General features: G+C 64.9%; 28 protein-coding genes. 18 read left to right on the top strand and 10 right to left on the bottom strand.

Annotation, left to right across the window (positions count from 1 at the left end; genetic code table 11):
- Positions 1-94: 94 nt before the first annotated feature.
- Positions 95-691 (top strand): outer membrane lipoprotein carrier protein LolA, encoded by a 597-nt coding sequence (locus tag BMI87_RS11315; protein ID WP_078521674.1) that lies wholly within the window; start codon positions 95-97, stop codon positions 689-691.
- 4 nt (positions 692-695) lie between these two features.
- Here the strand turns inward: BMI87_RS11315 and BMI87_RS11310 are convergent, their stop codons facing one another.
- A complete protein-coding gene (locus BMI87_RS11310; RefSeq protein ID WP_078521489.1) occupies positions 696-1274 on the bottom strand; it encodes a lytic transglycosylase in 579 nt (192 codons plus the stop codon).
- 190 nt (positions 1275-1464) lie between these two features.
- Here BMI87_RS11310 and hspQ point away from each other — a divergent pair, with 190 nt between their 5' ends.
- Positions 1465-1791: a heat shock protein HspQ gene (gene hspQ, locus BMI87_RS11305; RefSeq protein ID WP_078521487.1), complete on the top strand. Its 327-nt coding sequence runs from the start codon at positions 1465-1467 to the stop codon at positions 1789-1791.
- A gap of 43 nt (positions 1792-1834) precedes the next feature.
- On the opposite strand, the gene BMI87_RS11300 is transcribed toward hspQ, so the two are convergent.
- Together BMI87_RS11300 and BMI87_RS11295 are read right to left on the bottom strand one after the other, a co-directional pair.
- Positions 1835-2350, bottom strand: coding sequence for an ATP-binding protein (locus tag BMI87_RS11300; RefSeq protein ID WP_078521486.1), 516 nt, complete (start codon positions 2348-2350; stop codon positions 1835-1837).
- Positions 2343-2687 carry an STAS domain-containing protein gene (locus BMI87_RS11295; protein ID WP_078521484.1) on the bottom strand — a complete coding sequence of 115 codons (345 nt, stop codon included), beginning with the start codon at positions 2685-2687 and terminating at the stop codon, positions 2343-2345. Before BMI87_RS11295 ends, BMI87_RS11300 begins: the two co-directional genes overlap by 8 nt.
- 87 nt (positions 2688-2774) lie before the next feature.
- Here BMI87_RS11295 and BMI87_RS11290 point away from each other — a divergent pair, with 87 nt between their 5' ends.
- The 11 genes from BMI87_RS11290 (at position 2775) to BMI87_RS11240 (ending at position 10190) form a co-directional block, all read left to right on the top strand.
- A complete protein-coding gene (locus tag BMI87_RS11290) occupies positions 2775-3953 on the top strand; it encodes an acetyl-CoA C-acyltransferase (RefSeq protein ID WP_078521483.1) in 1179 nt (392 codons plus the stop codon).
- Complete coding sequence (locus tag BMI87_RS11285) at positions 3950-4402, top strand: GAF domain-containing protein (protein WP_078521481.1); 453 nt, start codon at positions 3950-3952, stop codon at positions 4400-4402. The genes BMI87_RS11290 and BMI87_RS11285 overlap by 4 nt, the downstream gene beginning before the upstream one ends.
- 7 nt (positions 4403-4409) lie before the next feature.
- Complete coding sequence (locus BMI87_RS11280; protein WP_078521480.1) at positions 4410-4790, top strand: GFA family protein; 381 nt, start codon at positions 4410-4412, stop codon at positions 4788-4790.
- 39 nt (positions 4791-4829) lie between these two features.
- On the top strand, positions 4830-5477 hold the full coding sequence (locus tag BMI87_RS11275) for an RluA family pseudouridine synthase (RefSeq protein ID WP_078521478.1): 648 nt from the start codon (positions 4830-4832) through the stop codon (positions 5475-5477).
- A gap of 76 nt (positions 5478-5553) precedes the next feature.
- Positions 5554-6297, top strand: a complete 744-nt coding sequence (locus BMI87_RS11270) for a pyridoxine 5'-phosphate synthase (RefSeq protein WP_078521476.1) — start codon at positions 5554-5556, stop codon at positions 6295-6297.
- A complete protein-coding gene (locus BMI87_RS11265) occupies positions 6294-6752 on the top strand; it encodes a hypothetical protein (protein ID WP_146681581.1) in 459 nt (152 codons plus the stop codon). The genes BMI87_RS11270 and BMI87_RS11265 overlap by 4 nt, the downstream gene beginning before the upstream one ends.
- Entirely contained in the window at positions 6749-7150 is a 402-nt protein-coding gene (gene acpS / locus BMI87_RS11260; protein ID WP_078521475.1) for a holo-ACP synthase, read from the top strand. The genes BMI87_RS11265 and acpS overlap by 4 nt, the downstream gene beginning before the upstream one ends.
- A gap of 56 nt (positions 7151-7206) precedes the next feature.
- On the top strand, positions 7207-7992 hold the full coding sequence (gene lepB, locus BMI87_RS11255; protein WP_143594857.1) for a signal peptidase I: 786 nt from the start codon (positions 7207-7209) through the stop codon (positions 7990-7992).
- Entirely contained in the window at positions 7989-8681 is a 693-nt protein-coding gene (rnc, locus tag BMI87_RS11250; protein ID WP_078521471.1) for a ribonuclease III, read from the top strand. The genes lepB and rnc overlap by 4 nt, the downstream gene beginning before the upstream one ends.
- Before the next feature lie 265 nt (positions 8682-8946).
- Entirely contained in the window at positions 8947-9852 is a 906-nt protein-coding gene (era, locus tag BMI87_RS11245; RefSeq protein WP_078521469.1) for a GTPase Era, read from the top strand.
- A complete protein-coding gene (locus tag BMI87_RS11240) occupies positions 9852-10190 on the top strand; it encodes a DUF1491 family protein (RefSeq protein WP_078521467.1) in 339 nt (112 codons plus the stop codon). The genes era and BMI87_RS11240 overlap by 1 nt, the downstream gene beginning before the upstream one ends.
- Here the strand turns inward: BMI87_RS11240 and BMI87_RS11235 are convergent.
- Positions 10180-10803, bottom strand: coding sequence for a Pr6Pr family membrane protein (locus BMI87_RS11235; protein ID WP_078521465.1), 624 nt, complete (start codon positions 10801-10803; stop codon positions 10180-10182). The genes BMI87_RS11240 and BMI87_RS11235 overlap by 11 nt on opposite strands.
- Before the next feature lie 86 nt (positions 10804-10889).
- Here BMI87_RS11235 and recO point away from each other — a divergent pair, with 86 nt between their 5' ends.
- Positions 10890-11615 (top strand): DNA repair protein RecO, encoded by a 726-nt coding sequence (gene recO, locus BMI87_RS11230; protein ID WP_078521464.1) that lies wholly within the window; start codon positions 10890-10892, stop codon positions 11613-11615.
- 183 nt (positions 11616-11798) lie between these two features.
- On the opposite strand, the gene BMI87_RS11225 is transcribed toward recO, so the two are convergent.
- The 3 genes from BMI87_RS11225 to BMI87_RS11215 form a co-directional block, all read right to left on the bottom strand.
- Entirely contained in the window at positions 11799-12302 is a 504-nt protein-coding gene (locus BMI87_RS11225; protein ID WP_078521463.1) for a GNAT family N-acetyltransferase, read from the bottom strand.
- Positions 12303-12359: 57 nt separating this feature from the next.
- Positions 12360-13358: an NAD-dependent epimerase/dehydratase family protein gene (locus BMI87_RS11220; RefSeq protein WP_168175203.1), complete on the bottom strand. Its 999-nt coding sequence runs from the start codon at positions 13356-13358 to the stop codon at positions 12360-12362.
- 120 nt (positions 13359-13478) lie between these two features.
- Positions 13479-15143 (bottom strand): acyl-CoA dehydrogenase family protein, encoded by a 1665-nt coding sequence (locus BMI87_RS11215; protein WP_078521460.1) that lies wholly within the window; start codon positions 15141-15143, stop codon positions 13479-13481.
- A gap of 208 nt (positions 15144-15351) precedes the next feature.
- Here BMI87_RS11215 and BMI87_RS11210 point away from each other — a divergent pair, with 208 nt between their 5' ends.
- Complete coding sequence (locus tag BMI87_RS11210) at positions 15352-16110, top strand: sulfite exporter TauE/SafE family protein (protein WP_078521458.1); 759 nt, start codon at positions 15352-15354, stop codon at positions 16108-16110.
- Here BMI87_RS11210 and BMI87_RS11205 read toward each other — a convergent pair.
- Complete coding sequence (locus BMI87_RS11205) at positions 16107-17207, bottom strand: Hint domain-containing protein (protein WP_078571202.1); 1101 nt, start codon at positions 17205-17207, stop codon at positions 16107-16109. The two genes, BMI87_RS11210 and BMI87_RS11205, sit on opposite strands and share 4 nt — an antisense overlap.
- 296 nt (positions 17208-17503) lie before the next feature.
- Between BMI87_RS11205 and dapE the strand changes: the two genes are divergently transcribed.
- The 3 genes from dapE (at position 17504) to rnr (ending at position 21532) form a co-directional block, all read left to right on the top strand.
- Positions 17504-18646, top strand: a complete 1143-nt coding sequence (gene dapE / locus BMI87_RS11200; RefSeq protein ID WP_078521454.1) for a succinyl-diaminopimelate desuccinylase — start codon at positions 17504-17506, stop codon at positions 18644-18646.
- Positions 18646-19059 carry a GNAT family N-acetyltransferase gene (locus BMI87_RS11195; protein ID WP_371326883.1) on the top strand — a complete coding sequence of 138 codons (414 nt, stop codon included), beginning with the start codon at positions 18646-18648 and terminating at the stop codon, positions 19057-19059. The genes dapE and BMI87_RS11195 overlap by 1 nt, the downstream gene beginning before the upstream one ends.
- 166 nt (positions 19060-19225) lie before the next feature.
- Positions 19226-21532, top strand: a complete 2307-nt coding sequence (rnr, locus tag BMI87_RS11190; protein ID WP_078521450.1) for a ribonuclease R — start codon at positions 19226-19228, stop codon at positions 21530-21532.
- A 3-nt stretch (positions 21533-21535) separates the two neighbouring features.
- Here the strand turns inward: rnr and BMI87_RS11185 are convergent, their stop codons facing one another.
- Together BMI87_RS11185 and BMI87_RS11180 are read right to left on the bottom strand one after the other, a co-directional pair.
- Positions 21536-23134 (bottom strand): phosphatidylserine/phosphatidylglycerophosphate/cardiolipin synthase family protein, encoded by a 1599-nt coding sequence (locus tag BMI87_RS11185; RefSeq protein WP_168175202.1) that lies wholly within the window; start codon positions 23132-23134, stop codon positions 21536-21538.
- A 111-nt stretch (positions 23135-23245) separates the two neighbouring features.
- A complete protein-coding gene (locus BMI87_RS11180; protein WP_078521446.1) occupies positions 23246-24844 on the bottom strand; it encodes a phosphoenolpyruvate carboxykinase in 1599 nt (532 codons plus the stop codon).
- Positions 24845-25179 lie beyond the last annotated feature (335 nt).

The raw sequence follows: 25179 nt of genomic DNA, 5'->3' as shown, positions 1-25179 counted from the left end.
GTTAGGCGCAAATGCGCTCAAGACGGACCCGCAGCGCGATTGGCGCGTTACGGCGGGACTTCCGCTTTCGCAAGGAGTGCCTAAATCTATGGTCATGAAACAGATCCGCATCCTGCTCGCCGCGATCTTCACGCTGGCGCTCGCCCTTCCGGCTTCGGCCGGGAAAGTCTCGCTGAATCAGATATCGTCCTATCTGAACTCGCTGACCTCCGCCTCGTCGGATTTCACGCAGGTCAATTCGGACGGGTCGATCTCGACCGGCAAGCTGTTCATCAAGCGGCCCGGTCGGGCGCGCTTCCAGTACAATAACGACAAGACGCTGGTGCTGGCCTCGGCCAACCGGGTTGCGGTGTTCGATCCGAAATCGAACCAGCCGCCGGAGCAATATCCGCTGGTGAAGACGCCGCTGAACCTGATCCTGGGCCGCAATATCGACCTGAACCGCAATGGTATGGTCGTGGGCTACACGACGGACGGGCCGAAGACGATCGTGACCGCGCAGGATCCGCAGCATCCCGAATACGGGAATATTCAGCTGGTCTTCACTGACGGGCCGGTCGAGCTGCGCCAGTGGGTGATCACCAACCAGTCGGGCGAGAAGACCACGACGATCCTGAACAACCTGCAAAAGGGCGGCAACTTCGCCACGTCGATGTTCTCCATCGATCAGGCGTTGGCCCAGCGGCGCTGATTTCTCAGCGCCGGCAGGATTGCAGCTGAATCTGATACATCTGCGCGCGGGACGCGACGCGGTCGGCCACGGCGAGAAGCCAGGATTTCGACCGGTGTGACCCGCGCGAGTAGCCGCCGCGCCCTTCGTGATAGGCCAGATACTGGTTGCGCGCATCGGCCTTGGAGATGCCAAGCTTCTTCTGCGTGCCGTCCATGTACCAACCCATGAAGTCGGTGGCGTCGGCGATGCGGTTGCGCCTTGCACCGAAGCGATGGGTATCTTCGCGATACTCATCCCAGGTGCCGTCAAGGGCTTGGCTGTAGCCATAGGCGGAGCTCTGGCGGCCAAGCGGGATGATCCCGAGCGCGAAGCGCTGCGGCGTCTTCGCATTGCCGTCGAACTTGCTTTCCTGGTGGATCGTGGCCATCTGCACGGCGACCGGCACGCCCCAGCGGGCCTCCGTCCGGCGCATGGCGTTGAAGTATTGCGGGCGTTCTTTGATGATCGCGCAGGCGTCATCAAGATTGCGCGGGGGCTTGGACGGTCCGCCTCCGCAGGCGGCCACCGCAAGCACTACGCCGAGGGCGAGGTATTTCTTCATAACTGCTCTTCTTTGCTCTGACGGCCTTGTTTTTTGTCAGTCTATGCGTAATTGGCCCGTTCGAAAACCGGGAAACGCACAGGATCAGCGGACTGTCGCGACGAATCGGACAATCTGTTTCCGGCGGAAATGAGGCGAAAACGTGGACCTGAGCGGTTTCACGATTTAGAATTGAGGTATGAGGATAGATATGCATACCACGCACGCGAAATATCACATCGGCCAAGTGGTGCGACATCGCAACCACCCGTTCCGCGGGGTGGTGTTCGATGTCGATGCGATCTTCTCCAACTCGCAGGAATGGTATGACGCGATCCCCGAGGAGTCGCGCCCGTCCAAGGACCAGCCCTATTACCACCTGCTCGCAGAGAACGACGAAAGCTATTACGTGGCCTATGTGTCCGAGCAGAACCTCGTTGCGGATTTCTCCGGCGAGCCGGTAAGCCATCCCGATCTCGAGGATCTCTTCGGCGAATTCGGCAACGGCTCCTACCGGCTGCAATTCCAACTGAACTGAACCGCGCCGGGCATGTCGCAAGGGCGCGGGTCGGGCAGGGGCCCTATCCCGCCTGTCGCATCTCGATCGGGTCTAGCGGCATGCGGAAGGCGAGCAGATTGCGCCCCTCCTCGCGGTGGTATCCCAGATCGGTCGCCAGATCGCGGATCAGGAACCAGCCGAAGCCGCCTTCGGGCAGGCTGGTCGGGTCGGGCCGCTCCGGGTCGCGGTCTTCCAGATCGAGGCAGGCAGGAGGCAGCGCGACCCCGTCGTCGCTGACCGAGCAGGTGAGCCCCTTACCGTCGCGCGCGATGGAGAGCGAGATCGTGCCTTTGCCGCTATCGCCGTAGCCATGCTCGACGATGTTGTTGAGGATTTCCGCGAGAATCAATTCCAGCGTCCCGGCCTCTTCCTCGGTCATCAGACGGATGAAACGCGCCACGGCGGCCCGCAGCGCGTCGCGCACCGCGATCGGTGTCGCCGGGAAGCTGAGGTTGAAGACCCGCACTTCCGCCTGCTGCGGGTGCGGGCTAGGACGCGGGGTGCTGGGGGGCGATTTCGGTCTCACACGCTCACGCATATTTCCGGCCCTCCCCCAGCGCGGCTTCGAGGTCGGCGTGGATTGGCAGCACCGAATCCATCCGGGTCAGGCGAAAAACCTTTGCGACATTCGGCGTCAGCCCGCAAAGCTCCAGCTGCCGCCCCGGCGCGAGCGATTTCATCACCGCCACCACCGCACCCAGCCCGGAACTGTCGAGAAACTCCACCTTCGAGAGGTCCAGCAGCACCCGCGCCGCCGGTTGCACGGTCACATCGCGCATTCTTTCCTTGAACCGGATCGCGATGGCAGCGTCCAGCCGCGCCTCGGCCAGATGGACGACAAGCGCGCCTTCCAGCGCTTCGGCAGTGAGGTTCATGTCCGACTCCCACGGTTGATCTGACGGGAAGGCTAGACGGCAATGCTTACCATTCGGTATCCGTGGGACAGAATTTTGGAGGATATCATGGAAAACGTGGTGATCGTCGGAGCCTCGCGCACGCCGATGGGCGGAATGCAGGGCGTGTTTGCAGGTGTGCCTGCGTCGGAACTGGGCGGGACCGCCATCAAGGCGGCGATGGACGGTGCGGGCGTTGCGCCTGCGCGGATCGAGGAAGTGCTGATGGGCTGCGTGCTGCCCGCAGGTCAGGGGCAGGCGCCCGCGCGGCAGGCAGGCTTTGCGGCGGGTCTTGGCGAGGAGGTGCCCGCGACGACGCTGAACAAGATGTGCGGCTCGGGCATGAAAGCGGCGATGGTGGCCTACGACCAGATCGCGCTCGGCCAGACCGGGGTGATGGTCGCGGGCGGCATGGAGAGCATGACCAACGCGCCCTACATGCTGCCGAAGATGCGCGCAGGGGCACGGCTCGGCCATGCTCAGGCGCTCGATCATATGTTCCTCGACGGGCTGGAGGACGCCTATGACAAGGGGCGTCTGATGGGCACCTTCGCCGAGGATTGCGCGCAGGCGTTCCAGTTCACCCGCGAGGCGCAGGACGATTACGCGGTGGCCTCGCTGAACCGTGCCGTTGCCGCGGAGAAATCCGGGGCTTTCGCGGGTGAGATCGCGCCGGTGACCGTGAAGACCCGCAAGGGCGAGACGGTGGTTTCCATCGACGAGCAACCGGGCAATGCGCGCCCCGACAAGATCCCGCATCTCAAGCCCGCCTTCCGCAAGGACGGCACGGTGACGGCGGCGAATTCGTCCTCGATCTCGGACGGGGCGGCGGCGCTGGTGCTGGCCTCGGAGGCTGCGGCGAAGGCCGAGGGCCTGCCGATCCGCGCCCGAATTCTGGGCCATGCGAGCCATGCGCAGGCGCCGGCCGATTTCCCGACGGCGCCGGTTCCGGCGGCGGAGAAGCTGCTGAAAAAGCTGGGCTGGACGGTCGATGACGTCGATCTGTGGGAGGTCAACGAGGCCTTCGCGGTCGTGCCGATGGCCTTCATGCACAAGCTGGGCATCTCGCATGACAAGGTGAACGTGAATGGCGGCGCCTGTGCGCTCGGCCATCCGATCGGCGCGTCGGGTGCACGGATCATCGTGACGCTGCTCAACGCGCTGGAAAAGGCCGATCTCAAGCGCGGCGTGGCCGCGATCTGCATCGGTGGGGGCGAGGGCACGGCCATCGCGATCGAACGGGTATGAGCGTGGATTACGACGATCTGGCGAAACGCATCGCTGCGCTGACCGAGGGTGAAACCGACGAGGTCGCGTTGATGGCGACGCTGGCCTGCGAAATCCACCATGCGGATGACCGCTTCGACTGGACCGGGTTCTACCGGGTCACCGAACCGGAACTGTTGAAGATCGGCCCCTATCAGGGCGGGCATGGCTGCCTCGTGATCCCGTTTTCGCGCGGGGTCTGCGGGGCGGCGGCGCGCGAAGGGCGCACGCAGGTCGTGCCCGACGTCGAGGCCTTCCCCGGTCATATCGCCTGCGCCAGCTCCACCCGCTCGGAACTGGTGATCCCGGTCCATGCGCAGCGTGGTATCATCGCGGTGCTCGATATCGACAGCGACCAGCCCGACGCCTTCACCGAAGAGGATGCCGCGGCGCTGGAAGCGATCCTGAAAGACGTGTTCGGACATTTGTGAGGAAGCCATGAAACATACCGGCGGGTGCCTCTGCGGGGCTGTCAGCTACGAGGTCGAGGGCGACATGCGGCCTGTGGTGGCCTGCCATTGCAGCCAATGCCGCAAGACGTCCGGCCATGTCTGGGCCTCCTCGCAGATCGATGACCATCAGCTTGTGCTGATCAACCGCGACGGGCTGCGCTGGTATCGTTCGTCAGAGACGGCGGAGCGGGGCTTTTGCGCGGTCTGCGGCAGCTCCCTGTTCTGGCGGTTGGACGGTGAGGGGCGGATTTCGGTTGCTGCGGGCACGCTCGGCCTGCCGACAGGGCTTTCGATGGCGGAGCATATCTTCGTGGCCGACAAGGGCGATTACTACGAAATCGAGCCGGGGCCGCCGCAATCGCCCTGAGGCTTGACCCGACAGGCGGCGCAGTGCATCTCGCAGCGCATGAGTTACGTCTATGACCCGCCACAGGATGCCCCGCGCATCCTTCATGCCGATCACGAAATCCTCGTGGTCGACAAGCAGGCGGGGCTGCTCTCGGTGCCGGGCAAGGGGCCGGACAAGGCCGATTGCCTGATCGGGCGGCTGCGGGGGATTTACCCCGAGGTTCTGCTGGTTCACCGGCTCGATACCGATACCTCGGGCGTGATGGTCTTCGCGCTGACGCCCCACGCGCAGCGCCATCTTGGCCTGCAATTCGAGAAACGCCAGACGAAGAAAGCCTATCAGGCGCGGCTCTGGGGTGAGCTGGCCGAGAAGGAAGGCCGGGTCGATCTGCCGCTGTGTGTCGATTGGCCGAACCGCCCGCGCCAGCATGTCGATCACGAGAACGGACGCCCCGCTCAGACCGACTGGCGGGTGATGCGCCATGAGGACGGCACGACGCGCGTGCGGCTGATGCCGATCACGGGGCGCAGCCACCAGCTGCGGGTGCATATGGCTGAACTGGGTCATCCGATCTTGGGCGATCCGCTTTATGCCGAAGGCCCGGCGCAGGCGTTCGAGCGCCTGATGCTCCATGCCGAGACCCTGCGCTTTCGGCATCCCGATGGCGGCATGCATATGACCTTCACCGCGCCGGTCCCGTTCTGAAACCGATACAATCGCAGGTCTTTTCCCCGCCTGCGCGCGCAGGCATACTCCTGCGAGATTTATTGCGGAGAGCCCGATGCCCAAACCTTTGCGCCTTGGTGTGAATATCGATCACGTGGCCACCGTGCGGAATGCCCGCGGCGCGGCCTATCCTGACCCGCTGCGCGCCGCGCGTCTGGCCGAGCAGGCCGGGGCCGACGGAATCACCGCGCATCTGCGCGAAGACCGCCGCCATATCCGCGACGCGGATATCGACGCGCTGCGCAGCGGCATCGACATCCCGCTGAATTTCGAGATGGCCGCGACGCCCGAGATGCAGGAGATCGCGCTGCGCCATCTGCCCCATGCCTGCTGCATCGTGCCGGAAAAGCGCGAAGAGGTGACGACAGAAGGCGGTCTCGACGTCGCGGGCGATCTGTCGCGGCTGACCGATTACGTGGGGCCGCTCGTCGAGGCGGGCATCCGCGTGTCGATGTTCATCGGCCATGATCCGGCGCAGATCGAGGCGTCGGCCAAGATTGGCGCGCAGGTGATCGAACTGCATACGGGCCATTTCTGCGACATGCATTACGCGGGCGATTTCGCCGCGCGCGACGCCGAGCTGGAGGCGTTGAAAGCAGGCGCGGCCTATGCCGACAGTCTCGGGCTGGAGGTGCATGCGGGCCACGGTCTGACCTATGAGACGGTCGAACCGATCGCCGAGATGAAGCAGATCCGCGAGTTGAATATCGGCCATTTCCTGATCTCCGAGGCGATCTTCGTGGGGCTCGGTCCCGCGATCGTGCATATGCGCAAGCTGATGGATGCGGCGCGGGGATGAAGCTGCGCGGCGTCATGCTGACAGGTGTGTTGCTTGGCGCGGCTTGCGCGGCGCAGGCAGGTCCGGCCTATGTCGGGCCCTGCGATTTCGCTGCGCGCGCCGACAATATCGTCGAGCCTTGGTCGGAGAATACCGCGACTTTCGCCAATGGCGCGGTGCGGCTGGCGCTGATGGACACGATCGAGCCGGCTGCGGCGGCGTTCCATATTCTCGTCCTATCGCCCCCCTATGACGAGGTCGGCGGGCGGCAATGCCGGGTCATCTCGGCTGCAAAGGACACCGGCTTCGGTGGAGTCGATTTCGCGGCGCTCTCGGCCAGCTACGATCCCGCGACCGGGTTGAGCCTCATGCTGCCGGTCTCCACCTATGACGGCACGGGCGACGCGATGTCGCATCAGTTGCGCATGACGCTCAATCAGGCGACGGGCGTAATCGCCACCGAGGTCGCCCCATGATCCTCGGTATCGGCACCGATCTCGCGAATATCGAGCGGATCGAGCGCACGCTCGAACGCTTTGGCGACCGCTTCCGCAATCGGGTCTTCACCGAGACCGAGCAGCGCAAGGCCGAGCGCCGCAAGGATGTGGCGGGCACCTATGCTAAGCGCTGGGCGGCGAAGGAGGCCTGTTCCAAAGCGCTTGGGACCGGGTTGCGCATGGGCATCGCATGGAAGGATATGGCGGTCACGAATCTGCCAACCGGGCAGCCGGTGATGCAGGTCACGGGCTGGGCGGCGGACCGGCTTAAGGAAATGACACCAGAGGGTTACGAGTCCGTCATCCATGTGACGCTGACCGATGACCACCCCTGGGCGCAGGCCTTCGTCGTGATCGAGGCCCGCAAGCTTTCTTGACTCGGGCGCGAGGCCGCGTATTGAGGCCAAGGAATTTTGAGGCAGGGTAAGAGATAATGGCGAAGAACAAGGCCGAGGGCGGTATCCTCGACACGATCAAGACGATTGTCTGGGCACTGGTGATCGCGGGGGTGTTCCGCACGCTGTTCTTCCAGCCCTTCTGGATTCCCTCGGGCTCGATGAAGGACACGCTGCTGATCGGCGACTTCCTCTTCGTGAACAAGATGGCCTATGGCTATTCGCGCTATTCCTGCCCGTTCTCGGCCTGCCCCTTCGACGGGCGCCTGCTGGCCAGCGACCCCGAGCGCGGCGACGTCGTGGTGTTCCGTCACCCGACCAAGAACGTCGATTTCATCAAGCGTCTGATCGGCCTGCCGGGCGACAAGATCCAGATGATCAACGGCGTGCTGCAGATCAACGGCAAGGCGGTCGAGATGAAGCCCGAGCCCGATTTCGAGGAAGTCATGCAGCCGCAGGGCCCGCAGGGGCTGCTGCCGCGCTGCTCGAACGCGCCGGTGGGCATGGGCGATACCTGCATCAAGAAGCGCTATGCCGAGACGCTGCCCAATGGCGTCACGCATGACATTCTGCAGATCAACAATGACGGCCCCGTGGACAACACGCCCGTCTACACCGTGCCCGAGGGCATGTATTTCTTCATGGGCGACAACCGCGACAACTCCGAAGACAGCCGCTTCCCGCAATCGGTGGGCGGTCTCGGCTTCGTCCCGAAAGAGAACCTGATCGGCCGGGCCGACCGGGTGATGTTCTCCTCGGCGGGTCGCTCGCTGTTCTACTTCTGGACCTGGCGTCCGGATCGGTTCTTCAAGGCGATCAATTGAAGCTAAGCGCGGAGATCAAGGCATTCGAGCAGCGCCTCGGGCATAAGTTCAAACGGCCCGAGCTGCTGGCGCGCGCGCTGACGCATAGCTCGATCTCCACGCCGACCCGGCCCGACAACCAGCGGCTGGAATTTCTGGGCGACCGCGTTCTGGGCCTCGTGATGGCCGAAGCCCTGTTCCTTGGCGATCGTGCCGCTTCCGAGGGCCAGATGGCGCCGCGCTTCAACGCGCTCGTGCGCAAGGAAGCCTGCGCCGATATCGCCCGCAAGATCGACCTTGGCGCGGTGCTCAAGCTCGGCCGGTCCGAGATGATGACCGGCGGACGGCGCAAGCTGGCGCTGCTGGGCGACGCGATGGAGGCGGTGATCGCCGCGGTCTATCTCGATGGCGGGTTCGATGCGGCGAAAGTGCTGATCCTGCGGCTTTGGGAAGATCGGCTCGACAGCGTCGAGGAAGACGCGCGCGACCCGAAAACCGCGCTGCAGGAATGGGCGCAGGCCCGCGGTCTGCCACCGCCGCACTACGAGATCATCCATCGCGACGGTCCCGATCACGCCCCCAATTTCACCATCGAGGTGCGTCTGGAGAACGGCGCGCGCGAAACGGCCAAGGCCGGTTCGAAGCGTCAGGGCGAAATGACCGCTGCGAAGACGCTGCTGAAACGTCTGGAAGAGGGCGCCGAGGGTTGAGTCAAGGTCTTGGCGCGGGGCGACCAGCCCCGGGCCGCGCCCGACCCTCCCCATGGGAGGGCGCATTGGCGATGTCGGCGCGGGCATATCCGCCACTCGGGCTTGAAAGATAAACTGCCCGGCCACGAACGAAGCGAAGCGCCCACCCGAGGATCGGGCGCGGCCCTCGTCGCACAAGCCACATGACAAGATGACTGGCAACGCGGGCCGTTATAAGCTACGCCGCGCCCCGTATCGCTTCGCGTATCGCCAAAAAGGAACACCCATGACCACACGCGCCGGTTTCGTCGCCCTGATCGGAGAGCCCAATGCGGGCAAATCCACGCTGCTCAACGCGATGGTGGGCGCGAAGGTCTCGATCGTCACCCACAAGGTGCAGACCACCCGCGCCCGCATCCGTGGCGTCGCGATGGAAGGCCAGAGCCAGATCGTCTTCGTCGACACGCCCGGCATCTTCCGCCCGCGCCGTCGTCTGGACCGCGCGATGGTCAACGCGGCTTGGGGCGGGGCGGCCGATGCCGACATGATCGTTCTGCTGGTCGAGGCGCATCGCGGACTGACGCCGGGTGTCGAGAGCATCCTTGAAGCCCTGCGCGGTCGCGAAGGCACGCAGCCGGTGGCGCTTGCGATCAACAAGATCGACAAGGTGAAATCCGAGGAGCTTCTGGGCCTGACTGCGAAGCTCAACGAGGCGTACCAGTTCACCAAGACCTTCATGATCTCCGCCGAGCGTGGCTACGGCGTGCAGGACCTCAAGGAATGGCTTGCGGATGAGATGCCCGAGGGGCCGTGGCTTTATCCCGAAGACCAGATCGCCGACCTGCCGATGCGCATGATCGCGTCGGAGATCACCCGCGAGAAGCTGACGCTGCGTCTGCATGAAGAACTGCCCTACCAGCTGACCGTCGAGACCGAGAGCTGGGAAGAGCGCAAGGACGGCTCTGCGCGGATCGATCAGGTGATCTACGTCGCGCGCGACGGTCACAAGGGGATCATCCTCGGCAAGGGCGGCGAGACGATCAAGGCGATCTCGAAAGCCGCGCGCGAGGAGCTGATCGAATTTCTCGACCGGCCCGTGCATTTGTTCTTGCAGGTGAAGGTGCGCCCGAACTGGCTGGAAGAGGCCGAGCGCTATTCCGAGATGGGTCTCGATTTCAAGGACTCGAAGTGATGAGCGAGGCGCGTCTGACCACGGATTTCTGGGTCCGCGCCTATCTCAAGCGGCTGGAGCTGGCGAATATCCCGGCCTATGTCACCGCGCATGGGCAGGCGTCTTCGGGGGCCGTGCTGGTGAAATGCGCGCGGCTCGACGGGACCGCGCAAAGCTACGAGCGGCGTGCCGATCTGATGACCGGCAAAAGCGCGTGGATGCTGTTGCATGACGGTCCCGAGGCCGAGGTCGATGCCAGCATCCGCAAGCAACGCAGTTTCGACCCGGACCTCTGGGTGATCGAAATCGAGAGCCGCGAAGGGCGCACGATGCTTGACGAGGATGGCCTCAGCGGCTGATCCCGAGACGGTTGAGACCGCGGCCCAAGGTCACGATCACCAGCCCGCCGATCCAGAAGGCCACGAGGAATTTCACGCACCACAGGCCCAGCCCGCCCCATCCGAGCCTGTCGAGGTTGAGGAAGAAGTACGGGTAGAACCCGGTCTCCAGCCCCCGGATCACCGCATAGACCAGATAGACCAGCGGCCACGCCAGCCAGATCACGGCGTGGTGGCTCGTGAGCCCGCCTTTCGGCGCGAAAGCCAGCCACCAGACCGGCACGAGGATCGGCGCTGCGGTGTGGTAGAGCAGGTTCGAGACGTAATCGAGCCCGTGCAGCGGCGCGTCGCCGGCCAGCAGCAGGTGGTAGACCACGCCGACGATCAGGATCCATAGCACCAGCGCCGCGAGGAACGGCTTCGCCAGTGCCCGCTTGCGCCACGCCATCCAGCCGAAGGCGAGGCCCACTAGAGTATTCGTCCAGATCGTGAAGTAGCGAAACATCAGCCACAGGATGCCCAGCGGCACGGCGGCATGGGGGTGTTCAGCCATGTTGTTGACGAAGCTCGCGCCGAACGCCGCCAACTCGACGAGGGCGATCAGGGCGGCGAAAAGGATTGAGGCGCGTTTCATGGGTGTGAAGCTAGTGCGGCGCGCGACGTCTGCGCAATTCACGAAGCCGCTTGCGCCGCAACGTCACGGAAAGGATAGTCCCTCGCATGGACTGGCAAGACCTCGGCACGATCCTCTCGGCACGACCGCATGGCGAAAGCTCGATGATCGTCGAGCTGTTCACCTCGGCGCATGGACGACATGCGGGGGTCGTGCGCGGCGGGGCGTCGCGCAAGATGACGGGGATCTTGCAGCCGGGAAACCGGGTCACGGCGACGTGGCGCGCGCGGCTGGAAGATCACCTCGGCAGCTACACGATCGAGCCGTTGCAGAGCCGCGCGGTGATCCTGTCGGACCGGCAGGCGCTGGCCGGGCTGAACGCGGTGACGGCGCTTCTGCGGTTCACGCTACCCGAACGTGAGTCGCATGACGCGTTGTTCATGGCCTCCGAGGCGCTGTTCGATGCGATGGCCGAGGGCGGCGACTGGGTGCCGACCTATCTGCGCTGGGAGTTGGGGCTGCTGGAAGATATGGGCTACGGGCTCGACCTGTCGCGGTGTGCGGTCACCGGGTCGCGCGACGATCTGGCCTATGTCAGCCCGCGCTCGGGCCGTGCCGTCAGCCGGCAAGGGGCCGGGGAATGGGCGCCGAGACTGTTGCCGCTGCCGCTGTGCCTGTTGGGGCAGGGGCCCGCGAGCCTTGGCGAGATCGTGCAGGGGCTGCGGCTGACCGGGTTTTTCCTTGGCGAACGGATGGCGCCCGATCTGGGGGATCGCCCCTTGCCCGAGGCGCGGCAGCGTTTCGTGGATTTGCTGGGGCGAAGTGCGCGCTGACGGAGGGACGCGCCCGAGCCTCGGGTGGGCGCTTTGTTCGGCTCGTGGCTGGGCGCTTTATCTCGCAAGCCCGTAGGTCGGTCGTGCCTTTACTGTCTTCGCCAATGCGCCCTCCCGGGGGGAGGGTCGGGCGCGGCCCGGGGCTAGTCGCCCCGTGCTATAGTTGGAAACCCGCCGTGGTGCTCAAGGCCGCTCGCGATCGTCCAGCAACAGCGTCAGCAGCGCCAGATCCAGCCAGCGCCCGAACTTCTTGCCCACCTGCGGCATCAAGCCCACCTGCGTGAAGCCCAGCCGCTCATGCAGCCGGATCGAGCCCTCATTCGCAGCGTCGATCGCGCCGACCATGACGTGAAATCCGCCCTCTTTGGCACGCGCGATCAGCGCTTCCATCAGCTTCGCGCCCTTGCCGCCCGCGCGGTGGTCGCGGTGGACATAGACGGAATGCTCGACGCTCAGGTGATAGCCGTCATGGGGGCGGAACGGGCCGAAGCTCGCATAGCCCACGGCACGCCCGTCTTCCTCCCAGACCAGCACCGGATAACCCGCCGCCTGCCGATCCGCGATATAGGCGCGGCGGTTCTCGGGGCCGACCTCGATCTCGTTCCAGATCGCGGTCGTGTTGCGCACCGCGTCATTGTAAATCTCGGTGATCGCCTCTGCGTCTTGCGGTCTTGCGTCGCGGATCATCTGCGCCCCTCCAGTTCCTCGCGCCAGATTTGGCCGCGAAACCGGGCGAGCGCAACGCTATTTCTGCACGATGAAATGTCCGGTGCGGCGCACGGCCTCGGCGGCGGACACGAACTCTACCCCAAGATCGCGGGTCGCGGCCTCGTGGCTGAGGTGCATCTTCATCCCCAGCATCGGCTTGATCAGCGCGATCTGCTCGTCGAACAGCGCGAGGATCGAGACGATCCAGTTCGGCGCCTTCCGCGTCGGGATCTTGCGCTCGGGGAACTCGGCCTTCAGCACGCGCGCCATCTCGAGGAAGGACATGAAGCTTTCCGCACAGATGTAGCGGCGACCGATGCTCTCGGTCCGGTCGAGCGCCGCGACATGGCAGGCGGAGACATCGGCCACATCGACCACCGGAATATCGAACTCCGGCGCCATCGGGTCCTTGCCCGCCATCAGCCGCTCGATCACCGCGACGGACGAGCCGGTATGGCGATCCATCGGCGTGCCGCAGACGAGGCCGGGATTGATCACGGTCAGACGCATCTCGTGATGATCCTCGATGAATTCCCACGCCGCTTCCTCTGCGAAGATCTTCGAGCGCGTATAGGGGCTGCAGGTCGGTGCGCGCGGGTTCGACCAGTCGCGCTCGGTCATTGGGTCGGAGGTCACGCCATGCATCACCGCCTCCATCGAGGAGGTCTGGATCACGCGGGTCACACCGGCGGCCTGCGCAGCGCTCAGCACCCGCTTGGTGCCCTCGACCGCAGGCTGGATCACCTCGGCCTCGTTCTTCGGCTTGCTGAGCGGGAAGGGGGAGGCGGTGTGGATCACGGCGTCGACCCCCGCGATCGCCGCGTCCCAGCCCTTGTCCGCCATCAGATCGGCCTCGACGAAGCTCAGCCGTTCCAGCGCTTCGGGGCCGAGGTCACTCAAGGCGGCTTTCACCTCCTCGCCGCGGCTGGCCTTGCGCAGCGTGCCGCGCACGATCTCGCCCTGCGCCAGAAGGTCATAGGCAATGCGTTTGGCGATGAAGCCGGTGATGCCTGTGACCAGAATTGTGCGAGCCATGCGCCCTCCATTGTGCTGAACCTCGTCGTTCAGCTTGCGGGGGCGTTGCACGGGTGTCAAATCAGAACGGGGCGATGCGAGGTTCGCCCGCATCGCCCCGTTGAATAGAGTTTCGCTGGCTCAGCCGAGGAGACGCCGCGCGATAACCTGCGCCTGAATCTCGGCGGCACCCTCGAAGATGTTCAGGATACGCGCGTCGCAGAGGATGCGGCTGATCTGGTATTCCAGCGCGAAACCGTTGCCGCCATGGATCTGCAGCGCGTTGTCGGCAGCGGCCCACGCCACCCGCGCACCCAGCAGTTTCGCCATACCGGCTTCCAGATCGCAGCGATGGCCGTGATCCTTTTCCCAGGCCGAGAAATAGGTCAGCTGGCGGGCGATCATCGTCTCCACCGCCATCATCGCGAGCTTCGACGACACGCGCGGGAATTCGATCAGCGACTTGCCGAATTGCTTGCGGTCGATCGCGTATTGCATCCCGATCTCCAGCGCCGATTGCGCCACGCCCACGGCGCGGGCGGCGGTCTGGATGCGGGCGGATTCAAACGTCTCCATGAGCTGCTTGAAGCCTTTGCCCTCTTCGCCGCCCAGAAGGTTTTCGCCCTTCACGCGGAAATTGTCGAAGCCGAGCTCGTATTCCTTCATGCCGCGATAGCCGAGCACTTCGATCTCGCCGCCGGTCATGCCCTCGGTGGGGAAGGGGTTGTCATCGGTGCCCGGCGTCTTCTCGGCCAGGAACATCGACAGCCCCTTGTAGTTGTCGGTCGCGGGATCGGTGCGTGCGAGCAGCGTCATTACATGGGTGCGCTGCGCATGGGTGATCCACGTCTTGTTGCCGGTCACCAGCCAGTCGTCGCCATCCTTGACCGCGCGGGTGCGCAAGGAGCCCAGATCCGAGCCGGTATTCGGTTCGGTGAACACGGCGGTCGACAGGATTTCGCCCGACGACAGGCCCGGAAGCCATTTCTGCTTCTGCTCCTCTGTGCCGCCGCAGATGATCAGCTCGGCGGCGATCTCGGACCGGGTGCCGAGCGAGCCCACGCCGATGTAGCCGCGCGAAAGCTCCTCGGTCACGACGACCATCGAGGCTTTCGACAGGCCCAGCCCGCCATATTCTTCCGGAATGGTCAGGCCGAAGACGCCCAGTTCGGCGAGCTCCTCGATGATCTCCATCGGGATCAGCTCGTCCTTGAGGTGCCATTCATGCGCGTTCGGCTTCACGCGGTCCTCGGCGTAGCGGTAGAACTGCTCGCGGATCATCTCGAGCTCTTCGTCGAGACCCGAATTGCCGAAGACCGAACGGCCCTGAACGTCGCGCATCAGCTCGACCAGACGCATCCGGGCGGCGTTCGAATTGCCCTCGGCGATCAGCTTCGCGGCAGCCTCGGACGGGGTCCAGCTGACGTCCATATCGGCCAGGCGCACCATCTCGCCCTGGTTCATCTGGATGCCGCCCGCGATCTGCGCGAGATATTCGCCGAAGCCGATCTGCACGATCAGCTTCTCCATCTCGCCCAGTTTGCCTTCCTCGGCCAGACGTGCGGCCCAGCCGTGCAGTTGCTTGAGCGACTGCTGATAGGTGGTCAGCCAGGCAAGACCATGGGCGCGATATTGGTTCGCCTCGAGCGCAGCGCCGGAAATGCGGCCGTCTTTCTCGGTCGCGGCGCGCAGGCTCGCGGTCGCGTCGGAGACCAGCGTCTCCAGTTCGGGCAGGCTCGCCTCCGCGAGGCCCATCAGGTCGTCCAGAATGATCGTCGTCGGCATATCGGCCCCGTCATGTGCCATGAGTCGGCTCCTTATTCTGCAGTTGCAGCCTGTCTAGTTACTTCGCAACCGCAGCGCAATAAAAATTCGCAAATGAAGGTGATTGCGACGGATAATGTCGCGGAGGTTGTCGGCGCGGTCGGGTATCCGCCTCATTTCACGTCGCTTCACGGCTGCATCCCGCGGCGTAACCCGGTAGAAGCGACGCGGGACACAGAAGGGAACGCGCATGTTCGGGATGGAAGTTTGGCAAATATTCGCGGCGCTTGGCGTCACGCTTTTCGCAGGTTTCGTGAAAGGCGCGGTCGGTTTCGCGATGCCGATGATCATGCTGTCGAGCTTCGCGTCCTTCCTGCCGCCGCATCAGGCACTGGCGCTTTTGATCCTGCCGACGCTGGTGACCAACGTGATGCAGGCCTTCCGTCAGGGAGTCGGCGCGGCGGTGGGCTCGATCAAGAATTACCGGCTGTTCATCGCAATGATCATCGTCTTCATCCCGATCAGCGCGACCCTCGTCGACGTGATCCCGCAGCCGGTGATGTACGCGCTCTTGGGCGGGCCGATCGTCGCCTTCTCGATCTGGCAGATCTCGGGACGGCAGATCCCGATGCCCACGCGCCACCGCGCGGTGACCGAGACGGGGCTGGGCATCGTCGCGGGGCTCTATGGCGGAATTTCCGGGATCTGGGGGCCGCCGCTGATCATCTACCTGATCTCGATCGACGCGCCGAAACAGGAGGCCGTGCGCATCCTCGGCGTCGTCTTCCTGACCGGGGCGATCATCCTGACCGGCTCGCATCTGGTCTCGGGCGTGCTGAACGCGCAGACGATCCCGCTGTCGCTTCTGATGATCCTGCCCGCGCTGGCGGGGATGAAGTTGGGCTTCAAGGCGCAGGACCGGCTCGACCCGGAGCGTTTCCGGTGGTGGACGCTGATCCTGCTGGGCGTGGCCGGGCTGAACCTGCTGCGCCGTGCGCTGATGGGTTAAGCCACGAAGGGGCGCAGCCCCTGACGGCGGGCGGAGGCCAGCGTCTTCGCCTCATAGCCCGAGACGATCTTGCGCACCGGCTTGCGATGGAGCGGCACCCCGCCCTCGCGCACAAGCCCCGCAAAGGCCGTCGTCGCCGCCAGAAGCGGTTGCCGGGCGAGCCGCCCAATATGCAGGCTCTCCAGCTTGCAGCCATCCGCCATCAGCAGGTGATGGCCGCCCAGCAGCAGCCCGTGCCATTCCAGAATGCCCGGGCAATCGGGTTGCAGCGCGGCGCAGCCGTCGGCCAGCGAGCGCGCCTCGATCAGCACCTCGTCCTCGCCGAAGATGAAATCCACCGACGGCCCGCTCAGCGCCACGCGGTGCTGCGGCATGACCCACAGATCCTGCCGCGCCGAGAAGACCGGCGCACAGAGCTTCACCGGACGCAGGTGCCCGATCGCAGGGAGGCTGACCCGGCCCGACCAGAGCACCGGCTGCGGTCCGGCATCGATGGTCTCGACCAGATCGCCTTCGCGAAGCCGCGCGGCAGGCACCGCGCCCTCCGGCGTCTGGATCGGGGTCGCGGGGGCGAAACAGCCCGCCGGTCCCATCGGTTGCAGATGATCGCCAAGCGCCAGCCAGTCGACGCGCGGCCCGATCCGCGCGGGCCCCGCCGGATCGAGCAGGGCGGCGGCCTCGTCACGGGTCAGCGGCAGCGGGGCCACGCCCGCCTGCTGCCGGATCGTGCGCTGATCGAGCGCCTCCAGCGTCAGCAGGCTCTCGCGTCCCGGCCCGTCCCAGCGCCAAATGAGCCGCATCCGCCCACCGGTCAGCCGCTCCTGCGTAGCGTCGATCGAGATCGCATGGACCGCCGAGCCGCGCCGCTGCGCCAGCACGATGCGCCCGTCGACATCGAGATTGAGCGAGAGGAAATTCCGCCAGCCTTCGCGCTGATGCAGATGGATCAATGGCAGGGGCGATTGCTCGCCGCGCATCAGGGTGAATTCCAGCATCAGGCTGCCCCGTGCGAGCAGCTCCGGCAATCTGCGCTCGTCGAACCTGACCGCGCCGCGATGCGCGATCTGCGCACCGATCCAGCCCTGTTGCGCCCTCATCCGCGACGCTCCGAATGCTGCCGTGATCCCATGCCTGTCTCCGCGCCCGGGGAAGCCGACACGGAAAACGCGCGCCGCCTGAATGGGCCGCGCATGGGTCTTTTGCGTCTGACTACGGGCTTTGCCCTGCTCGATATGCCCGATTTCGGGCTTTTGCTTTTGACATATCATGACACCGCGACCTGCCTTTGGGTAGCCCCTGTCTCCGCGTCACTTGCGCCCGGTGTCGAGCCTGCAACAGCCATTGCCCCGAGGGCCTCGGCGCTCTAAGCCTGTAGCGCTGAAAAGGAGTGCCCATGACGACCGATCCCATCCGCCTGAGCGCCGATCTGATCCGCTGCCCCTCGGTGACCCCAGAGGAGGGTGGCGCGCTTGTGTTGCTGGAAGGCTTGCTGAGCGGGGCGGGTTTCACCTGCACGCGCGTCGATCGCAATGGCACGCCGAACCTCTACGCGCGCTGGGGCGCGAAGGGGGCGGCGAAAAGCTTCGGCTTCAACGGGCACACGGATGTCGTGCCGGTGGGCGATGCCGCCGCCTGGACGCATGATCCCTTCGGCGCCGAGATCGTCGATGGCGTGATGTGGGGGCGCGGAGCGACCGACATGAAGACCGCCGTGGCGGCCTTCGCAGCGGCAGCGGTGGATTTCGTGACCGAGACGCCGCCCGGCGGCGCGGTGATCCTCGCCATCACCGGCGACGAGGAAGGGCCGGGCCGCGACGGCACGCGGGCGCTTCTGGATTGGATGAAGGCCGAGGGCGAGGCGATGTCGGTCTGCCTCGTGGGCGAGCCGACCTGCCCCAATGAGATGGGCGAGATGATGAAGATCGGGCGGCGTGGCTCGCTCAGCTTCTACATCGAGGCCGAGGGCGTGCAGGGTCATGCCGCCTATCCGCATCGCGCGAAGAACCCGCTGCATGCGCTGGTCGATCTGCTGGGCCGGATGACCGCAGAGCCGCTTGACAATGGCACCGATCATTTCCAGCCGTCGAGCCTGCAGATCACCACCATCGATTGCGGCAACCCGGCCAATAACGTGATCCCGGCCAAGGCGCGCGCGACCGTGAATATCCGCTTCAACGATGCGCATACCGGCGAGGGGCTGATCGCCTGGGCCGAGGCGATGGCCTCCGAGATCGCCGCCGAGACCGGCATCCGTATCGCGCTCAACCCCGATATCTCGGGCGAGAGCTTTGTCACGCCGCCCGGTCCCTTCGTCGATCTCGTCGCGAAATCGGTCCAGGCGGAAACGGGCCGCGCGCCGGAGCTGTCCACCTCGGGCGGCACCTCGGATGCGCGCTTCGTGAAGGATCACTGCCCGGTCGTGGAATTCGGCCTCGTCGGCGCGACGATGCATCAGGTGGACGAGCGCGTGCCGCTCGATCAGATCGAAGCGCTCACGCGCGTCTATGCCCGCATATTGAGAGACTATTTCGCATGATCAAGATCGAGCCGGTCACCGATTACACGCCCTGCCACGCGCTGCGCCGCGCCGTGTTTATCGAAGAACAGGGCATCCCGGAGCCCGAGGAATGGGACGATCTCGACGATCAGGCGGTCCATCTTCTGGCCAGCGAGGATGGCACGCCGCTCGGCACCGCGCGGCTGATCCGCAAGGGTGAGACCGGCAAGATCGGTCGCATCTGCGTGGCGAAATCCGCGCGTGGCACCGGGCTTGGCGCGGCGCTGGTGCACGACGCCTGCGAACGGTTCGAGGAGATGGGCTGCACCCGTGCCTATCTCTCGGCCCAGAGCTACGCGATCCCGTTCTACGAGAAGCTCGGCTTCGTGCCCTACGGCGCGGATTACGACGACGCGGGCATCCCGCATCGCGATATGGAAAAACCGCTCTGAGCTTCCTCTTGATCCAAGTATCCCGGGGGGCGCGTCAGCGCGGGGGCAGAGCCCCCTCCGCCTAAGCCATGCGCGCCTGCGCACGCGAGGGCAGCGCCCCTCGAGACCCAGAATTAGCGCAACACTCTTTGAGTGACGCCCCTCACGCCCCATGTTAGGCAAACCCATGAGCAAACCTGCCCCCATCCCCTCGCGCCAGCAAATCCTCGACTGGCTGAACGACAACCCCGACCAAGGGGCCAAGCGCGATATCGCGCGGGCCTTCGGTGTGAAGGGGCAGGCGAAGATCGAGCTGAAGCGCATTCTCAAGGACATGGCCGAGGAAGGCCTGATCGAGAAGCGCCGCCGCAATTTCCGCGATCCCAACGTGCTGCCGCCGGTGTCCGTGCTGCGTGTGATGCGCGAGGATAGTCAGGGCGACCAATGGGCCGAGCCTGCGGAATGGACCGGTGACGGGCCTGCGCCGCTTGTGCTCTTCGTTCCGAAGGACGGCGATCCCACGCTGGCCGAGGGCGACCGTATCCTCGGCCGCCTGACCCCGGTCGAGGATGAGGATTACGGCTACGAGGCGCGGCTGATCCGCAAGATCGGGCAGGCCTCGCATCGCATCGTCGGCATCTTCCGCAAGAATGCCGAGGGCGGGCGGATCATGCCGATCGACAAGGGGGTCGGCAATGAATGGCAAGTGCCGGCGGCGGTCACGCAGGGCGCCAAGGATGGCGAGCTGGTCGAGGCCGAACAGACCGGGCCGCGCGGCCGCATGGGGCTGCCCAAGGCGCGCGTGATCGAGGTGCTGGGCGATCCGTCCGCGCCGAAGGCGGTCTCGCTCATCGCGATCCACCAACATGGCATCCCCGACGATTTCCCCGATGCGGTCGTGGCCGAGGCCGATGCCGCAGAGCCCGCGCCCTTGGGGGATCGCGAAGACCTGCGCAAGCTGTCTTTCGTCACGATCGACCCGGCGGATGCGCGCGACCGCGACGATGCGGTGTTGGTGATCCGCGATGACGATCCGAAGAACGAGGGCGGCTTCCTGATCTGGGTCGCGATTGCCGATGTGGCGCATTACGTGACCCCGGGCTCCGAGCTGGACCGCGAGGCGCGCAAGCGCGGCAACTCCACCTATTTCCCCGACCGCGTCGTGCCGATGCTGCCGGATCGTCTGTCAGGCGATCTGTGCTCTCTGCACGAGAACGTGGATCGCGCGGTGCTGGCGGTGCGGATGAAGATCGACGCGCAGGGCCGCAAGGTCAGCCACCGCTTCACGCGCGGGATGATCCGCTCGGTCGGCTCGCTCGAATACGGGCAGGTGCAGTCGGCGCGCGACGGCAATCCGGACGAGAAGACCGAGGATATGGTCGAGGAGATCATCGACCCGATCTACGAGGCTTACGAGGCGCTCAAACATGCCCGCGCGATCCGTCAGCCGCTGGAGCTGGACCTGCCCGAGCGGCAGATCGTGATCGGCGACGATGGCCATGTCGCCTCGATCCGGTTCAAGGAGCGGCTCGATGCGCATAAGCTGATCGAGGAGTTCATGGTGCTGGCCAATGTGGCCGCCGCCGAGGAACTGGAAAAGCTGCGCCGTCCGCTGCTGTATCGTGTTCACGAGGAACCGAGTCTCGAGAAGATCGAAGCCTTGCGCGAAGTGGCGCAGGCCTCGGGCTTCAACCTCGCGAAGGGGCAGGTGCTGCAGACCGCGCATCTGAACAACCTGCTCAGCCAGTCCGAGGGCTCCGAGTTCGACGAACTGATCAATATATCGACGCTGCGTTCGATGACGCAGGCCTATTACGCGCCGACGAACTACGGGCATTTCGGCCTCGCACTGCGCTCCTATGCGCATTTCACCTCACCGATCCGGCGCTATTCCGACCTGATCGTGCACCGCGCGCTGATCCTCGGCCATGGCTGGGGCAAAGACGGGTTGAGCGCGTGGGATATTGAGAACCTCGAAGACACCGCGAAGCAGATTTCCGACACCGAGCGTCGCTCGATGGTGGCCGAACGCGACACGACCGACCGCTATCTGGCCGCCTACCTGTCGGACCGGGTGGGCAGCGAGTTCACCGGGCGGATTTCGGGCGTGCAGAAATTCGGCGCTTTCGTGAAGCTCGACGAGACCGGCGCGGACGGGCTCATCCCGATCCGCGAGATCGGGCGCGAATTCTTCCATTTCGACCGCGAGGCGCAGGAGCTGGTGGGCTCGGATACCGGGATGGTCATCACCATCGGCCAGCGCGTCCGGGTGCGGCTGTCGGAGGCCGTGCCGATCACCGGCGGGCTGATGCTGGAGCTGCTGGAAGTCGAAGGGCAGGGGATGCCTTCGGGCGACGGCAAGCGCCGCAAGGGCCGCCGTCCCGGTACGCGCCCGCCGCGCAAAGGGCCCGGCAAGGGGCCGCGCAAACCGGCCCGCGACGCCGCCAAGAAGAAGGCGGTCGCGCGCAAGGTGAAACGCACGCGCAAGAGCTGAGGCTTACAGCATCCACTCGATCGGCAGGCGCTGCGCGATCCAAAGGAAGATGCGGTGCGAGAAGGGCACGCCCGGCTCGCGCTTGCGCACGCCGTGCCCGGGGCGCGACCAGCGCAGCCGCTGGGTCCGTGTCAGCCGCAGCCGCCAGGCGCGGGCGGGGATGAATTCCTTGAAGGTCTCGGAGATTTCCGTCGCGATCTCGGGCGCGTCGATCACGATGCCCAGCTCTGTATTGAGCCGCATAGAGCGCGGATCGAAGTTGAACGAGCCGATGAAGACCCGCGCGCGATCCACCGCGAAGACCTTGGCATGCAGCTTGTTGCGCGAGAACGGAGAGGTGCCGCGAATATCGGAGCCCAGCAGCCGCTCGCGCCGGTTGCGCTCACTCGGGCGGCGGTCTTCGGCGTCGGCTGCGTATTCGTAAAGCTCGATGCCCGCGCGCAACAGCCCCTTACGGCGATGCGCATAGCCGGAATGGACCAGCGCCACATCGGTCGCGGCATAGGAATTCGTCAGCACCTTGATCGTCGCCCCGGACTTCGCGATCCGCTTGAGATAGCGCACCCCGGTCCGCGTCGGCACGAGGTAGGGCGTGACCAGCACCAGTTCTTCCAGCGGCTGCCCCAAGGCGCGCACCAGATATTGCCAGAGCAGTTTGCGTCCCTGCAAAAGCCCGCGGATTTTCGACGGGTGGTCGTAGATCAGCTGCGCCTCGGCGAAGATCACCCGCGCCTTGCCCGACAGCAGCCGCGACGTCCGGTCGGGATGCTGCAGGTCGTCCGCATAACGCTTCGCCTCGGGCTCCGAGAGGCGGACCTCTTCGGTCTTGATGATGGTCTCGGCCTCCTTCGCCTCGCAGTCGCCCAGCATCTTTTCCGCAGGGATCGCGGGGGGCGCGTTCCAATACAGGTCGAACTGCTTGCCGATCTGCGCCAGAACCGGACCCGCGACGGCGACGTCGAGATCCATGTAGAGCCCGCTCTCGGAGAGGCTGTTGAAATAGTCGTCGCCGATATTGCGCCCGCCTAGGATCGCCATCCGCCCATCCGCGATCATCGCCTTGTTGTGCATCCGGCGGTTCAGGCGGCGGAAATCGGACAGGTAACCCAGGAAGCGCGCGGTCCGGATCGGGAAGGGGTTGAACAGGCGCACGTCGACATTGGGCAACTGGTCGAGCGCGGCCAGCGTGCGGTCCATCCCCGCCGTGCCGTTATCGTCGATCAGCAGCCGGACACGGACCCCGCGCTTGGCCGCCTTGCGCAGCGCGCCGAGCATGATCGCGCCCGCCGTGTCGTTCTGCCAGATGTAATATTGCAGATCGAGCGAGACCTCCGCCGCGTCGATCAGTTCCAGCCGCGCCGCCAGCGCGTCGAGCGGATCGGCAAGCAGCTGGACCGCGCTCTTTGTCTCAATTCCAGCGAGCCGGTTCTGCAACGCCATCGCGAAGCGCCCGGTTTCGGGGGCGAGCTGCATATGGGACTTGGGGAACGGGCCTTTCGGACGCCGATGCGACAGCCGTGCGACGATCAGCGTCAGACCGGCCAGCGCGATGAGGCCGGCGATCAGGGCGAAGCCCAGAATATGAAGCAGTTCCAGTTTCATGGCTGGCATCATGTAGGCGGTTCAAGGGTTTAGGAAAGTGGGCGTCGCACATGAAAAAGGCCGACGTGATCGCCGGCCTTCTTAAAAATCTCGTGTTCCGGGTTCAGCGGATCAGCCGATTGCCGCGGCTTTCACGTCGTCGTCGATATAGGGCACGTATTGCGCGAAGTTGTCCGAGAACATCTCCACCAGCTTCTGCGCCTGCGCATCATAGGCCGCCGCGTCGTCCCAGGTGCGGCGCGGGTCCAGAAGCACGTCCGAGACGTTCGGGACCGAGACCGGAACCTCGAAGCCGAAGTTGGGATCCTTGCGGAACTGCACGTCATGCAGCGAGCCGTCGAGCGCGGCTTTCAGCAGCGCACGGGTCGCCCGGATCGGCATCCGCGAGCCGGTGCCGAAAGCGCCGCCGGTCCAGCCGGTGTTCACCAGCCAGCACGACGCGCCGGTGTTGCGGATCTTCTCTTGAAGCAGCTTGCCATAGACCTCGGGGCGACGCGGCATGAAGGGCGCGCCGAAGCAGGTCGAGAAGGTCGGGAGCGGCTCGACCACGCCGACCTCGGTGCCCGGGGTCTTCGAGGTGAAGCCCGACAGGAAGTGATACATCGCCTGCGCCGGGGTCAGCCGCGCGATGGGCGGCAGGACACCGAAGGCGTCGCAGGTCAGCATGATCACGTTCTTGGGCTGGCCCGCCATCGCGGTATCCGAGGCGTTCGGGATGTAGTGCAGCGGATAGGCGCAGCGCATGTTGTCGGTGATCGAGTTGTCGTTGAAGTCCAGCTCCAGCGTCTCCTCGTCGAACACCATGTTCTCGACCACGGTGCCGAACATGGAGCAGGTGTTGTAGATCTCCGGCTCGGCTTCTTTCGACAGGTTGATCGTCTTGGCGTAGCAGCCGCCTTCGAAGTTGAAGATGCCGTTATGCGACCAGCCATGCTCGTCATCGCCCACGAGGATGCGCGAGGGATCGGCCGAGAGCGTCGTCTTGCCGGTGCCAGAGAGGCCGAAGAAGACCGCCGCATCGTCGGGATCGTCGATCGCGTGGTTGGCCGAGCAGTGCATCGCCATGATGCCTTCGCCGGGCAGGATGTAGTTGAGAAGGGTGAAGACGCCCTTCTTGTTCTCACCCGCATAGGCGGTGTTGCCGATCAGGATCGTCTTCTTCTCGAAGTTCAGTGCGATCACGGTTTCCGAGCGACAGCCGTGCTTCTCGGGATCGGCCTTGAAGCTCGGGCAGTTGATGATCGTCCATTCCGGGTTGAACGCGTCGAGCTCCTCGCGCTCGGGGCGGCGCAGCATGGTGCGCAGGAACAGCCCGTGCCAAGCCATCTCCGCCACGAGGCGCACGTCGAGACGATGCTCGGGATCGGCACCGCCGAAGAGGTCCTCGACGAAGTAATCCTTGCCCTTCATATGCTCCAGCATGTCGGCATAGAGGCGGTCGAAGGCTTCGGGCTCCATCGGGGAGTTGTTCTCCCACCAGATGCTGTCTTCGACCGAGGCGGTGCGCACGACGAACTTGTCTTTGGGCGACCGGCCCGTGTGTTTCCCGGTGGTGCAGTAGAAGGCGCCACCCTTGCCGAGCGTACCTTCGTTGCGCTTGATCGCTTCTTGGATCAGCGCCGGTTCCAGCAGGTTGTAATAGACATTCCCGAGACCTTCGATGCCTTGATCTTCCAGCCGTTTCGCGGGGTTAACGCGTCCAATGTCCATCTGATGCTCCCGATGCCGTCGCGCGGCGTTCACAGGGTTATTCCCGGCGCGTCGGGGCCTCGAAGCGCCGATCCGAGCAACAATGTTACCCGGATGGATCGCCTATAGCATGACAATTTTGCGAAGGAACAGAATGGATAGGGGGAGTTAGCGCAACCATTTCTAGGTTTAGCGCAATCACGGCGAAATGTCGCGGAAAGGTGAGGCAAATTAGTCAAAGGTTCGGAAATTCTGGCTCTGATGATTCGCGAAACCTTGGTGATTCGCAGCTTTTTGTTGATTTGAAGGCAACGAACGCGGAATATGCGTGTAATAACTATAAAGTAGCAGTGAAG

It is taken from the genome of Thioclava sp. F28-4 (genome assembly GCF_002020045.1).
In the GTDB taxonomy this organism is placed as follows: Bacteria; Pseudomonadota; Alphaproteobacteria; order Rhodobacterales; family Rhodobacteraceae; genus Thioclava; species Thioclava sediminum.
The sequence above is the reverse complement of the archived record's forward strand: the minus strand, read 5'-3'. Positions and strand labels throughout refer to the sequence as shown.